Annotated in this window: 14 protein-coding genes; 8 read left to right on the top strand and 6 right to left on the bottom strand. The window is 29.2% G+C overall.

Translation table 11 applies throughout. The annotated features are described in order from the left end of the window. Positions 1 to 39: 39 nt before the first annotated feature. A complete protein-coding gene (locus tag B5X81_RS18740) occupies positions 40 to 270 on the bottom strand; it encodes a thioredoxin family protein (RefSeq protein ID WP_079493918.1) in 231 nt (76 codons plus the stop codon). A 162-nt stretch (positions 271 to 432) separates the two neighbouring features. Next, positions 433 to 750, bottom strand: coding sequence for an ArsR/SmtB family transcription factor (locus tag B5X81_RS18735; protein ID WP_079493917.1), 318 nt, complete (start codon positions 748 to 750; stop codon positions 433 to 435). A gap of 490 nt (positions 751 to 1240) precedes the next feature. Between B5X81_RS18735 and B5X81_RS18730 the strand changes: the two genes are divergently transcribed. The 5 genes from B5X81_RS18730 to B5X81_RS18710 all read left to right on the top strand — a co-directional run bounded on the left by B5X81_RS18730 (position 1241) and on the right by B5X81_RS18710 (position 6633). Next, positions 1241 to 1849 (top strand): YhcN/YlaJ family sporulation lipoprotein, encoded by a 609-nt coding sequence (locus B5X81_RS18730; RefSeq protein ID WP_079493915.1) that lies wholly within the window; start codon positions 1241 to 1243, stop codon positions 1847 to 1849. Between the two features lie 169 nt (positions 1850 to 2018). After that, a complete protein-coding gene (locus tag B5X81_RS18725) occupies positions 2019 to 2780 on the top strand; it encodes a DUF2087 domain-containing protein (RefSeq protein ID WP_079493914.1) in 762 nt (253 codons plus the stop codon). A 16-nt stretch (positions 2781 to 2796) separates the two neighbouring features. Continuing rightward, positions 2797 to 3366 carry a GNAT family N-acetyltransferase gene (locus tag B5X81_RS18720; RefSeq protein ID WP_079493912.1) on the top strand — a complete coding sequence of 190 codons (570 nt, stop codon included), beginning with the start codon at positions 2797 to 2799 and terminating at the stop codon, positions 3364 to 3366. A 134-nt stretch (positions 3367 to 3500) separates the two neighbouring features. Then, the gene (locus B5X81_RS18715) at positions 3501 to 4937 is read left to right on the top strand and encodes a sigma-54 interaction domain-containing protein (protein WP_079493911.1); all 1437 of its coding nucleotides are present in this window, start codon (positions 3501 to 3503) and stop codon (positions 4935 to 4937) included. A 409-nt stretch (positions 4938 to 5346) separates the two neighbouring features. After that, positions 5347 to 6633, top strand: a complete 1287-nt coding sequence (locus B5X81_RS18710) for an L-cysteine desulfidase family protein (RefSeq protein WP_170917494.1) — start codon at positions 5347 to 5349, stop codon at positions 6631 to 6633. A 55-nt stretch (positions 6634 to 6688) separates the two neighbouring features. Here B5X81_RS18710 and B5X81_RS18705 read toward each other — a convergent pair whose 3' ends face one another. The 3 genes from B5X81_RS18705 to B5X81_RS18695 are packed head-to-tail and all read right to left on the bottom strand — an operon-like array spanning position 6689 to position 9091. Continuing rightward, positions 6689 to 8107, bottom strand: coding sequence for a HAMP domain-containing sensor histidine kinase (locus B5X81_RS18705; protein ID WP_079493908.1), 1419 nt, complete (start codon positions 8105 to 8107; stop codon positions 6689 to 6691). Between the two features lie 3 nt (positions 8108 to 8110). Next, positions 8111 to 8806, bottom strand: coding sequence for a response regulator transcription factor (locus tag B5X81_RS18700; RefSeq protein ID WP_079493906.1), 696 nt, complete (start codon positions 8804 to 8806; stop codon positions 8111 to 8113). A 48-nt stretch (positions 8807 to 8854) separates the two neighbouring features. Continuing rightward, positions 8855 to 9091, bottom strand: coding sequence for an SHOCT domain-containing protein (locus B5X81_RS18695; RefSeq protein WP_208985095.1), 237 nt, complete (start codon positions 9089 to 9091; stop codon positions 8855 to 8857). A 324-nt stretch (positions 9092 to 9415) separates the two neighbouring features. Between B5X81_RS18695 and B5X81_RS18690 the strand changes: the two genes are divergently transcribed. From B5X81_RS18690 to B5X81_RS18680, 3 genes are all read left to right on the top strand, one after another. After that, a complete protein-coding gene (locus B5X81_RS18690) occupies positions 9416 to 9727 on the top strand; it encodes a DUF2680 domain-containing protein (RefSeq protein ID WP_170917493.1) in 312 nt (103 codons plus the stop codon). Between the two features lie 323 nt (positions 9728 to 10050). Continuing rightward, a complete protein-coding gene (locus B5X81_RS18685; protein ID WP_079493902.1) occupies positions 10051 to 11325 on the top strand; it encodes an HD-GYP domain-containing protein in 1275 nt (424 codons plus the stop codon). Between the two features lie 121 nt (positions 11326 to 11446). Next, positions 11447 to 11746: a DUF1294 domain-containing protein gene (locus B5X81_RS18680; RefSeq protein WP_079493900.1), complete on the top strand. Its 300-nt coding sequence runs from the start codon at positions 11447 to 11449 to the stop codon at positions 11744 to 11746. An 81-nt stretch (positions 11747 to 11827) separates the two neighbouring features. Here B5X81_RS18680 and B5X81_RS18675 read toward each other — a convergent pair whose 3' ends face one another. Next, a complete protein-coding gene (locus B5X81_RS18675) occupies positions 11828 to 12253 on the bottom strand; it encodes a YjdF family protein (RefSeq protein ID WP_244282156.1) in 426 nt (141 codons plus the stop codon). Between the last annotated feature and the right edge of the window lie 54 nt (positions 12254 to 12307).

The following is a 12307-nucleotide window of genomic DNA, read 5'->3' as shown; positions in this document are numbered from 1 at the left end:
AGTAAAATAGTTAATTTATACTATGAGAAATTTATATTATTAACCTAAAAGCTTCTTAATTTCATCCTTTGATGGAATTCTTCCGGAAGCTTTTACAACGCCATCAATAACTAAGCCAGGGGTTTTCATTACACCATATGAAACGATATCCTTAAAATCAGTAATCTTTTCAATATCGGCATTTACACCAATTTCCTTAACACTTTCTTCTACAAGCTCATATAGTTTATTACATTTCTTACATCCTGAACCTAAAATTTTAATATTCATATAAATACCTCCTAAATTAGTTGTTGGATTACAAGATAATATTAAACAAATATAGCAATTAGCTTGGGTTTAATAACCTGCTTTAATAGAATCATTTCAGGGAGCGATAGACAGCCACTACCGACATCATAAATGATAGTGCAGTACCTATTATAATACCTATTATATTTGAAAATATTCTTGTTCTTCCTTTAGTTGACTGTATAGGGCTTTTTTTACAAGATTAATTATTTCTAAAACTTCTTTATGCTTTATACTGTACATAACTTTAATACCGTCTTTTCTACTGGTCAATATATTATTATCCTTTAAAATCTTTAAATGTTGAGATACATTTGACTGCTCAAGTTCAAGGTCTTCATAAATATGACATACACATAATTCATCCTCATCCTTTAAGCGTTCTATAATTTTAAGACGAGTAGGATGGGCCAGGGCCTTTAAAAACGATGAAGTTAAATCAAAATGTATATTTGACATAATTCCTCCTTTTTAAAATTATTATATTAGAATATTCTAATGTAATTATATAATTTTTATAAAATATTTCAATAGTTTTTAGTTAAATATTGTGCAGTTATAGTGAAAAAATCTCAAAAAGCAATTTATAAATTATAAAAATATGGATTCTTTTACGATTTTTTTGATGTATAAATTCATCTTTTAATTTGTTTCACTATATTTTAATTTAGAAAATAATAGAAAGTATTCAAAAAAGTACAACAGATAATTGAATGTAAAATAACAAAAAATATAAATGTATCACTTAAGTATAATGTATTTAAAATCTATATTTTATGTTTTAAAAAGTCTATTTGTAAATAAAATTTTGAAACATAAAATATAGAAAACTATTTTGCATTATACATTTACAAATTAAAGATAAACAACTTCAGAAATTAAAAAATTTAAATAATAGTTGTTTATCTATGCAAGAGCTTTAGAAACTAATTTGGAAAGGAGAATTATTGTGGAAAACAATAAGTTAAGGATGCTTATTCTTACCCTGTCATTAGTGCTTATTGTCTCAGCCTTTATCATAGGATGTACACCACAACAAAGACCTACACCAGAAAAATACGGTACTAGGTATTACATGGACAATAATAGATACAATGTAGGATATGATAGAACTAGCCCATATAATTATGGACAGGGAAATCTTCCAGACAATAGAATGTATGGCTTCTTTGATACTGGTGATAATAGAAGAGGAATAGGCTATGACAATATACCAAATAATATGATGATTCCATCTAGGACCGCAGCAAATTCTCAGGAAGTAAAAAGAATGGAAGATTCATGTAAGGATATCAAAGGAGTTAATGATGTTACTGTTGTAAGAAATGGAGAAACAGCTTATGTAGGTGTCGACAAAGATCAAGGAACAAACGAGAATCTTGCAGCACTTCGTACAGAATGTGCCAATAGAATTAGAAAAATTGATCCATCTGTTAATAAGGTAGTTGTAACAGTAGATTCAAATAAAATAACCAGATTAAAGAATATGGTAAGAGACATGAATATAGGTACACCTGCAAGAAATTTCATGAATGATTTAGAAAATTTATTTAGATAGGTATAGAAAAGCTTCCCTGATATAAAGGGAAGCTTTTTTTATGAAATTTATAGTAATTTAAAGTTGTTTTTTAAAATTGGAAAATATTATGCAAGGCAAAAGTTTGACAAAATAAAGACGTTATAATAAAATGTTTGTAAAAATAAAAACAAAATATAGAGGTGTTTGAATGGATATAGATAAATTGTTTTGGGATGCCACAATAGATGAAATTAAACAGGGATATATATATATTTCTAGAAGTGAAAAATATGTATGTTTAATATGTGGAGAAGAATTTGAAAAAGGAATAATTTATCCACAGAATGAAGTTTTATTTGAAGCAGAAAGAGCTGTCAAAAATCATATAAAGAAAAAGCATAGTTCAGTTTTTGAATATCTCATTAATATGAATAAGAAATATACAGGTTTAACTGACATTCAAAATGAAATGATAAAATATTTTTATGAAGGATTAAGCGATAGGCAAATTGTAGAAAAAAATGGTGGTGGAAGTACATCTACAATAAGAAATCATCGTTTTAGACTTAAAGAAAAAGAAAAGCAGGCTAGAGTATTTTTAGCCATAATGGGTTTACTTGAAAATAATCAAGGAAAAGATGAGAGTTTAATTAATATTCATAAGGGGGCTACAATGGTGGATGAAAGATATGCCATTACAGAAAAAGAAAGAGAAAGCATAATCAACAGATACTTTGAGAAGGAAGGAAATGGTAAATTGATATCGTTACCTAGAAAAGAAAAGAGAAAAATTATAGTTCTTAGTCATATATCTAAAAAATTTATAAGCAATAAGAAATATACTGAAAAGGAAGTAAACAATATACTTAAAAAAATACAGGATGACTATGTAGTTTTAAGAAGATATCTTATAGAATATGGTTTTTTGAATCGAACAAAGGATTGCAGCAGTTATTGGGTTAAGAACTAGAAAGAAGGAGATTAGTATGAATAGTATTAAAAATTTTCTATTTGAAGTAAAGGGTTATAAAGTAAAAAAAATGAAGGTTGAAGAGAATTTAAAAGATTTACTGAAGCTTTGTGAGGAATGTTTAGATTATTATAAGCTCATTGGAATAAAATCAGTAAATTTAGATACAGCTAAGGAAGTGTTTGAAGAATTACCTCCAGGGAAAGAGGATGAAAGCAAGATGGTTATAGGGGTTTATAATAATAAAGATACTTTAATCGGAATTATAGAAGGAATTAGAGATTTTCCTAAAAAGGATATATGGTATATAGGACAAATGATGATATCAAAAAATTATAGAAATAGAGGCTTAGGAGAAAAATTTTATAAGGGCTTTGAAGAATTGGCATTAATGAATAATGTTAATAGTATAAATTTAGGGGTGCTAAAAGACAATATAAAAGGATTACGATTTTGGAATAAAATGGGATTCGTTGTTATAGAAAGGATAGAAAATTATAAGATAGGAAATATTGAGACAACAGTATTTAGAATGGAAAATAGCATTATAAAAAATATGGATAAATATCCAAAGTCCGTAAAGTAGTTTTAATCTTAAATATTGTTAATTTGGGTTAAATGATGTGATAAACTATAGATAAGTTGTTAAGTTTCAAATGAATAGAAATTTCTTTAAAAGAAGAAATATATAAAACTTATCAATTTATTGGAGGTGATTAAATGGCCGATTTAAGAAATATTAAAATTTTTTCTCAGCAATGTGCCAAAGCCATTGCGGCAATATTAGATGTAGAGGTAACCATAACTGACCAAGAATGTATTAGAATAGCAGGAACAGGTATATACGAGAGGGAAATAGGGCAGGAAGTTCCCCATACATCTTTTTTTAGAGAAATACTACATACAGGTAAGATGGGTATGATTAAAAATGTTAGAAAAGAGTTTGGATGCAAAAAATGCGAGAAAAATTATTATTGCCGTGAATTAGCCAATATTGGTTTTCCTATACATAAAAAGGGTGAAGTAATAGGTGTAATAGGAATAATTGCCTTCAATGAAGAACAAAGAGAAATACTAATATCATCCCTAAAAAAAATTAGTGAATTTATAAAATATATAAATGAACTCTTTGTTAACAAAATTCTTTTACTTGAAGCAAATATAAGGATTAATGAAAAATTTAATGAAACCCTTGAAAATTACAATAAATCCTACTCCTTTGATTCTATTATTGGAAATACACCGGCTTTCCTTAAAATAATAAAAAAGGCAAAGAAAATATCCAACAGTCTTTCAACTGTCATTATAAGGGGAGAAAGTGGAACGGGAAAGGAGATTCTGGCTAGGGCAATTCATTACAATAGTTACCGCAGGAACAAACCATTTATAGCTATAAACTGCTCATCTATTCCTGAGCACCTTATGGAAAGTGAACTATTTGGATATGAAGAAGGAAGCTTTACCGGTGCTAAAAAAGGTGGGAAACTAGGAAAATTCCAATTAGCCAATGGAGGAACATTATTTTTAGATGAAGTAGGCGATATGCCATTAACAATGCAGGCCAAGCTACTACGAGTATTGCAGGATAAGAAAGTTAGTAAAATTGGAGGAAGTGAGGCTGTTCCTTTAGATTTAAGAATTATTTCAGCCACCAATAAGGATTTGGAAGAGATGATGGAAAACAAGGAATTCAGAGAAGATTTATATTATAGATTAAATGTAATTCCTCTTCACCTTAAGCCCCTTAGGAAAAGAAGAGATGATATTTTATTATTGGCAAACTATTATTTAGATAAAACATGTAAAGATTTATCAAAGGTGAAAATGATCTTTGATGAAGAAGTAAAAAAATGGCTTCATCATTATGAATGGCTGGGGAATGTTAGACAATTAATAAATGTTATTGAATATGCTGTAAATATGTGTGAAACAAATATTATAACTTTAGAGAATCTTCCAGAATATTTATTTGCTAAGAAACATAAAAGAGAAAACATTGGTTTAGAAGAAATGGTGGAAAATTATGAAAGGGATATAATAAAAAAATATATTGATAAAAATATGTCGGTGGATGAGAAAAAAGAAGCAGCTAAAAAGCTTCAAATAAGTACTGCAACATTATATAGGAAATTAAGGAAATACGACCTGTTAAAATAATTGAGCAAATTGCATAATTACCTTCAGCAAAAACTATCTACTATATATAGTTTTAGAATCTACAAAGATGCACCACCAAAATATATTTGATTATAAATAATTAAATTAAGGATAATATTCGCATATGCAATTTTGCCAAGTTAGAGTTATGCAATTTCCTCAATTATGCAAGTTTGTCGATTAACATTTCTCATGGGTGAGAAATGTTAATCAAGCTTGATAAATTTTAAGTAAATTTTATCTATCATTTAAATGATATAAATAATTTTCAAAAAACAAGAATTGCTCAAGACCTTATATATACTTAGATTAAGGGTTTTGAGTTTTTTTATTTCTTTTCTTAGATATATTGGCATGAATTATGCTTCTATAAATAATATAAAGAATTTATATGAAAGGAGGAAAAAAGATGGCTATTGAAAGAGAAAATGAATTAATAAATATACTAAAAGATACTATTGGACTTGCCACGGGATGTACTGAACCAGCAGCCATTGCATATTCATGTGCAAGTGCAAGGGAAAAAGTAATTGGGGATATAATACAATTAGAAATAACGGTAGATTCATATCTGTATAAGAACGCTCTAAACGTTTCAATACCAGGATTTGATCAAAAAGGAGTCAAAGCGGCTGCAGCTTTAGGTCTTATTATTGGAGATACTAAGAAGGGTTTAAATCTTTTAAAGGATATGGGTGAGGAAGTTATAAAAAAGGCTAAGGACCTTTTAAAAAGAAACGCAATTAAGCTTAAAGTCGTAGACAACTGTGATATTTTATTTATACAAAGCATTTTAAAAACAGATAAAGAAATTATAAGGGTAGTTACCCTTGAAAAACATAATAATATAGTTGATATTTCAAAAAATACAGTGGAAGATTTTGACTTTGTAGAATATTTGAAAAAGAAAGAAAAATCTAACCCTATAAGTAACTATACATTAGATGATTTCATAGAATTTGCAACAAATGTTGATTTAACAAAAATAGAGTTTTTAAAAGAAGGAATAGAATACAACTTGAAAATGGCAGAGGCTGGGTTAAAAGATGTTAACTCCATAGGTAATAAATTTGATACTCTTATCGATAAAGGATATTCAATGGGAGAAAGCCCAGCTGTTTATGCCCAAAAATTATGTAGTGGGGCTTCCTATGGAAGAATGTCAGGAGTACAGCTTCCAGTTATGACAAGTACAGGAAGCGGCAATCATGGTATTACTTTATTTCTAACTATTGCAGCGGCTGGAGAGAAATTAAATATCCGTGATGAAAAAATCACAAGGGCACTGGCACTGGGACAATTGATAAATGTTTATATAAAAAATCATACAGGGGCACTATCTGCTATGTGTGGATGTGGTATAGCTGCTGGTATTGGAGCAAGCTGCGGAATAGTTTCTATGATGGATGGCAGTAGTGACCAGATATTTGGAACAATATTAAATATGGTAGGGAGTATTTCTGGTATTATATGTGATGGGGCTAAAGAAGGATGTGCATACAAACTGGCATTAGCATCGGGATGGGCCATCCAATCGGCACTACTTTCAATTAATGGTGCAGTAGTGAATTATAATGATGGAATATTGTGCGGGGAATTCAGTAAAGTAATATCTAATCTTGGATATGTGTGTGGCCCTGGAATGAAGAGTACCAATGCGGCTATTGTTGAAGTTATGCAAAAAAATTGTGTGTAAGAAACAAAAGCAGACCCAGAGGTTTTTTAAAAGACCTTTGGGCCTGCTTCCTTCCTTAATTCTTTAAAACTTTACTTAAAGGAAATTCAATAGTAAAGACAGTTCCATTAATGTTGTCAGATTTTACTTTAATTGTACCATTATGAGCTTCTACTAAGGTTTTAGTTATAGTTAAACCAATACCTGAGCCTTCTGTATTTTGAGTTCTACTTCTGGATAAATCACCTCTATAGAGATGATCAAATATATGGGGCAAATCCTTTGAAGAAATTCCTATTCCAAAGTCCTGTACATCAATATACAATCTTTCATTTTTTATATATGAACTAATATTTATAATACCATTATCATAGGAATACTTAATAGCATTTGAAAGTAAGTTATACATTATCTGTTTAAACTTATCTTTATCCATAAAAACCTTTATATTATCTTTAATGTTTAAATTGAACTTAAGATTTTTCTTATTAAATTGTGGTATAAGAGAATTTATTATTTTTTCTAGCTCATCATTTAAACTGAATATTGATTTATTTAAAACATAATTAGCTTTTTCCAGTTTATTTATATCTTCTAAATTTTCAACTAAGCTGTGAAGTCTATTAATTTCATCGTAACAATCATTTAGCTTTTCCGGTGTTGGTTTCCATATACCATCTATAAAGGCTTCAATATGACTTTTTATTGTTGTTAAAGGAGTTCGTATTTCATGTGCCATATCTGAAGTAAGACGATTTCTCAAGGACTCCTGTTTTTCTAAAGTGCTGGCTAGGTTATTTATTGAAGAAGAAAGCTGGGATATTTCTTCTACTCTGGTTTTAATATTGGTGCGAATTGAAAGATTTCCTTCCCTAATATTTTTAGAAGCAGTGGTAATTTTTCTTATAGGTATACCTAATTGACGTGAAATTATTATACCTATTAAAACACTAATAATAATAGCTATAAAACTAGAGATTAATATTGATTTATAAAGGGTGAATTTAAATTTTATTGCTTCTCCTGAAATATTTGATGGTCCTATATAACCTATAGTTACTGTTCCTATTTTTTTATCATCATAGCTTATTGTATAGGTTTCTTCATTATAATTTTCAAGGGAATTGCCAAACATTCTTCCCATCATATGTCCCATCATATTCATATGACTATTGTTTTCATGGCCCATAAGAGGATACATACCAGTATCGAAAATCAAATTGTTGTTTGCATCTACAATTTTAATGAGATACTCTTCTGCTAGAGCATATTTATTAAGTCCTACACCATCAAAATCAGGAGACACAGGATTTTGACTAATAGCTGAATTGATTATAGATTTAATATTTTCAATTTTTTCTTCATGTTCTTTGAACAAATAAATATTAAATTCTTTATCAATCATATAAGTTGATGTAATCCCTGTGATTATAAGAGATATTAAAATTATTGATATAAAACTTATAAGTAAGGTTTTATTTAAACTTATTTTCATTATCTAACCTCCGAACTTATAACCTATACCGTATACGGTAAGTAAATACTTTGGAGACTTAGGATTTTCTTCAATTTTTTGTCTAATATTTTTTACATGGGTATCTATTGTCCTATCGTATCCATCGTAATCTAATCCAAAAACTGTTTCTACAAGTCTTTCCCTAGAAAAAGTCTGACCGGGATTTGAAGCAAGAATTAATAAAATATCGTATTCGTTGGGAGTCAAATTAATTAGTTTATCATTTTTAGTAACTTCATGTTTTTTGATATTAATAGTAAGCTCATTATTATTGAAGGATAATATATCTGACAAAGGACCTTGTTTTCTATAGCTTCTTCTTAATATTGCTCTAACCCTTTCCACCAATTCCCTTGGGCTAAAGGGTTTAGTTACATAGTCATCGGCTCCAAGGGAGAAACCTTCAAGCTTAGATTTTTCATTGGTTTTTGCAGTAAGCATGATTACTGGAATATCGGAAGAGCTTCTTATGTTTTTACATATTTCTTCTCCCGATAAACCAGGAAGCATTAAATCCAGAACTACTAGATGTGGAGAAGAGCTTTTAAAGATATTTAGCCCTTCCAATCCATTTTTGGCTTTATAAATAGTATATCCTTCATTTTTAAGATAAGCTTCTATAACATTTAAAATTTTTTCTTCATCTTCAATAACTAGGATTTTAAATTGCTCATTCATAACTCTCACCCTTCATAGTCTAATTTCCAAATGTTAATAAAGACGACATTAGTCGTCTTTTAGAATTCTTTTCTTATGGAGATATTCATCTTCTGTGATTGCTCCGGAAGCATACTTTTCATCTAAAATTTTTAGAGCATTATTTTTTCTATTATTGAAAGAAGAATGATTTCTTGAGGATTTAAGAATTAGGTAAAAAACAACTCCTATTAGTAAAGGCCATAAAATCATCATAAAACCTCCCATCCATCCAAATCTATTAAATCCCATCCAATGGTGCATCATAGTTTTCATCTCCCTTCTACTTTCTTAAATTAGAAACTTGCATAATTGACATTATTAATTTTAAAATACAATATCTAGGCGACTTACTTGACTCTTTCTACTACATTTTGTATTTTGGAAATCTTTATATGTATTATGCAATTTCCTCAAATATTATAAAGATAAACAAATTTAATGTTTACTTTTACTTCATGTTATAAATATAATACCCAAAACTTGTGAAGATAATATGAAGAAAAAAATCTTTATATCTTCATATTATCTTCACAATTAAGATTTATAATGACTTTAAAGAAAAAAGGAAAACAAGAAAGGAGAATGAAAATGAAAAAAATAGTAATGCTTGCTTTAGCAGCTGTATTAATCTTATCCCTTGGGGTGATAGCTTTTGCAGACAGTAATAATGAGGTTCCAGACTGGTACAATGATATGATTAAATGGAGAAAAGATAAGGTAGAAGAGTCAGTAAAAAGTGGGTTGGTTACAGAAGAACAAGCAAAATACTGGAATGACAGAATAGATTATATGGAAAAATACCATAATGAAAATGGATTTGGCTTTCAAGGAGGATGTGGGGGCTTTGGTAGAGGGGCTAGAAGAGGACTAGGAGGATTTGGACCTGGTATGCATTGGTAAAAAATAAGAAAAAAGTCCTAAAACATATTGATTTTAATAAAAGTGCTTGAATATTATAATATTCAAGCACTTTTATTTGTCTAAAAACTTAAATAATTCCCATGAAGAATAGCTTTTAAACAAAGTAAATTCATACTGTTACCAGAAAAAACTCTTAAGATAAAATGTAAAAATATAAAGAAAAAGGTCTTAATTTATGTTAATATAAATTTCTAGCAAAACAATAAATTTTCTTTAGTTTTTATTTTTATTGATTTTTCAAATTATTTATCTTTATAAACATAAATAATTAGTGTATTATAGGGATTAATAGGAGGGATTTTATGGAGGAAATAAAAATACCTCAAACCGATTTGATTTTAGCTTTATCAGAAAGTCTGGATCTCATTAGCTCTTCTATAGTAGGGCACCATGTAAGGGTGGCATTTATGTCACTAAAGCTAGGTGTAAAGCTGGAAATGGAGAAAAAGGATATACAAGATTTAATCTATGCTGCATTACTCCATGATTCAGGGGCATTATCTTTAAAGGAAAGACTGGACAGCCTTGAATTTGATTTAAAGGATCCCCATTTTCACTCTGTTGTAGGGTATAATTTGATTAAAGTGTATAAACCCTTTAATCAAATTTCAAATATAATTAGGTGTCATCATGTTAGATGGGATGAAATGGACAATTTCAAAAAGAAAAATGTTGAGATTCCTTTAGGCAGTCAAATTATTTATCTAATTGATAGGGTAGATGTTTTGATGAATTGGGGAAGAAATCCTTATAGTCAGATTGATTACATAGCTAAACAAATTAGTAGAGACAGAGGTAAAAAATTTAATCCTGATATTGTTGATGCCTTTATAGAGCCCGGTGAATTTAAAACTATTTTACAAGCCCTAGATTCTGAAAATATTAAGGCTGTATTTTATAGTTGGCTAGAAGGTAAATTATTAGATATAGATGAGCTATTGGATATAGGGAAGATTTTTGAAAGGATCATTGACTTTAGGAGTAGATTTACAGCCACACATTCTAGTGGGGTTGCATATACTGCCTGTAAGCTTGCAAAGCTTTCTAAAATGGAAGATACTCAGATAAAAATGATGAAAATTGCTGGAAATCTTCACGATTTGGGGAAATTGGCAGTTCCCAAGGAATTATTGGAAAAACCAGCTAGTCTTTCTAGAAATGAATTTGAGATAGTTAAAAAGCATGTTTACTATACATATATAATTCTAAAAAAAATAAGAGGAATTGGAGAAATATACGAATGGGCTGGACTCCATCATGAAAGGTTAAATGGCAAGGGCTATCCCTTTAAAAAAACAGCATCACAGCTATCATTTGGTTCAAGAATTATGGCAGTATCCGATATTTTTACTGCTATTTCAGAGGATAGACCTTATCGCAAAGGTATGGAAAAAAAGAAAGCACTAAAGGTGTTAGATGGAATGGCTAAAAGAAATGAAATAGATGGAGACATATTGTCTATCTTAAAGTCTAATTATGATGAGATAAATGAAGGTCGCAGCAGAGTACAAAGAAAAATAGTTCATGAATTTAATGGATTTTGGGATGAAGTAGATTCGATTTATGGAGAAATATAAAATCTAGTGCAAAAAAGGAATTAATATTTCTTTTTGCACTGGATTTTTTAGTTTTTTTGTTATATATTTAAAAGCTAGTGTATAATTAATATAGATTACATACTACAAAGGAGATAATAAAATGGAAATATTAAAACATAAAGAATTTTATTTTGCACTCTACATTCTCATAATTAATATATATGGATTTGCCATTGTAATTATAGATAAGTACAAAGCGAAGAAAAACAAATGGAGAATTAAAGAAATGAATTTCTTTATCGTAGCATTTATTGGGGGGGCTATAGGAATACTTTTAAGTATGATGATGGCTAGACATAAAACCCAGCACAAAAGTTTTTATATAGGCATACCCCTATTATACTTGTTTAATAAAGCTATAGTATGTGTTAGCATTTATGTTATATATTTTCAAAAATAATGACTACTGACAAGGGGATGTGTCAGCTGTCACATAAACAATATATGGCAGATGAAACATCCCCTTGTCATGAAATTATTATTAATGTCCTCGCTTTTTCTGCTTCTTTTTTTCTTGTTTTAATTCAAATTTTTTCTTTTCAAGCTCTTGTTTTTTCACCTTAGAAATTTTTTTCTTCTGTTTCTTATTCTTTTCGTATTGAATCTTTAAAGTCTGCTGTGCCTTTGTAGAAATCCCTTTTTCATCCATAGCTTTAGCGGCTTCTCTTTGTCTTTTCTTAGGATTAATCTTTTTTCTAATTATTTCATCCGTATTATTTTCTGTCTTAATGTACCTTAATTTATTTGGATAAGATTTTAAAATAAAATTGTAGAGCTCAGGAGCCGTAGGCTCTTTTCCAAATACGAATTTAGAAACAGAATACTCTTCATCATCCTTTCTTTCAAAAATTCCTACCCAATAGGGACTTTCAAAAAGAATGGTACATGAAGTATTGATGCATTTCATAAAACTCTCCCCTTCTTAAATAATATGTTTACTAGGAATGGACGACCCGAAGGG

Source organism: Maledivibacter halophilus (genome assembly GCF_900167445.1).
In the GTDB taxonomy this organism is placed as follows: Bacteria; Bacillota; Clostridia; order Peptostreptococcales; family Caminicellaceae; genus Maledivibacter; species Maledivibacter halophilus.
The sequence above is the reverse complement of the archived record's forward strand: the minus strand, read 5'-3'. Positions and strand labels throughout refer to the sequence as shown.

Bases quoted from the DNA above. Each gene is read 5' to 3' on its own strand.
- B5X81_RS18740 (WP_079493918.1), bottom strand. From the start codon at position 270: ATGAATATTAAAATTTTAGGTTCAGGATGTAAGAAATGTAATAAACTA.
- B5X81_RS18735 (WP_079493917.1), bottom strand. From the start codon at position 750: ATGTCAAATATACATTTTGATTTAACTTCATCGTTTTTAAAGGCCCTG.
- B5X81_RS18725 (WP_079493914.1), top strand. From the start codon at position 2,019: ATGGATATAGATAAATTGTTTTGGGATGCCACAATAGATGAAATTAAA.
- B5X81_RS18720 (WP_079493912.1), top strand. From the start codon at position 2,797: ATGAATAGTATTAAAAATTTTCTATTTGAAGTAAAGGGTTATAAAGTA.
- B5X81_RS18715 (WP_079493911.1), top strand. From the start codon at position 3,501: ATGGCCGATTTAAGAAATATTAAAATTTTTTCTCAGCAATGTGCCAAA.
- B5X81_RS18710 (WP_170917494.1), top strand. From the start codon at position 5,347: ATGGCTATTGAAAGAGAAAATGAATTAATAAATATACTAAAAGATACT.
- B5X81_RS18705 (WP_079493908.1), bottom strand. From the start codon at position 8,107: ATGAAAATAAGTTTAAATAAAACCTTACTTATAAGTTTTATATCAATA.
- B5X81_RS18700 (WP_079493906.1), bottom strand. From the start codon at position 8,806: ATGAATGAGCAATTTAAAATCCTAGTTATTGAAGATGAAGAAAAAATT.
- B5X81_RS18695 (WP_208985095.1), bottom strand. From the start codon at position 9,091: ATGATGCACCATTGGATGGGATTTAATAGATTTGGATGGATGGGAGGT.
- B5X81_RS18690 (WP_170917493.1), top strand. From the start codon at position 9,416: ATGAAAAAAATAGTAATGCTTGCTTTAGCAGCTGTATTAATCTTATCC.
- B5X81_RS18685 (WP_079493902.1), top strand. From the start codon at position 10,051: ATGGAGGAAATAAAAATACCTCAAACCGATTTGATTTTAGCTTTATCA.
- B5X81_RS18680 (WP_079493900.1), top strand. From the start codon at position 11,447: ATGGAAATATTAAAACATAAAGAATTTTATTTTGCACTCTACATTCTC.
- B5X81_RS18675 (WP_244282156.1), bottom strand. From the start codon at position 12,253: ATGAAATGCATCAATACTTCATGTACCATTCTTTTTGAAAGTCCCTAT.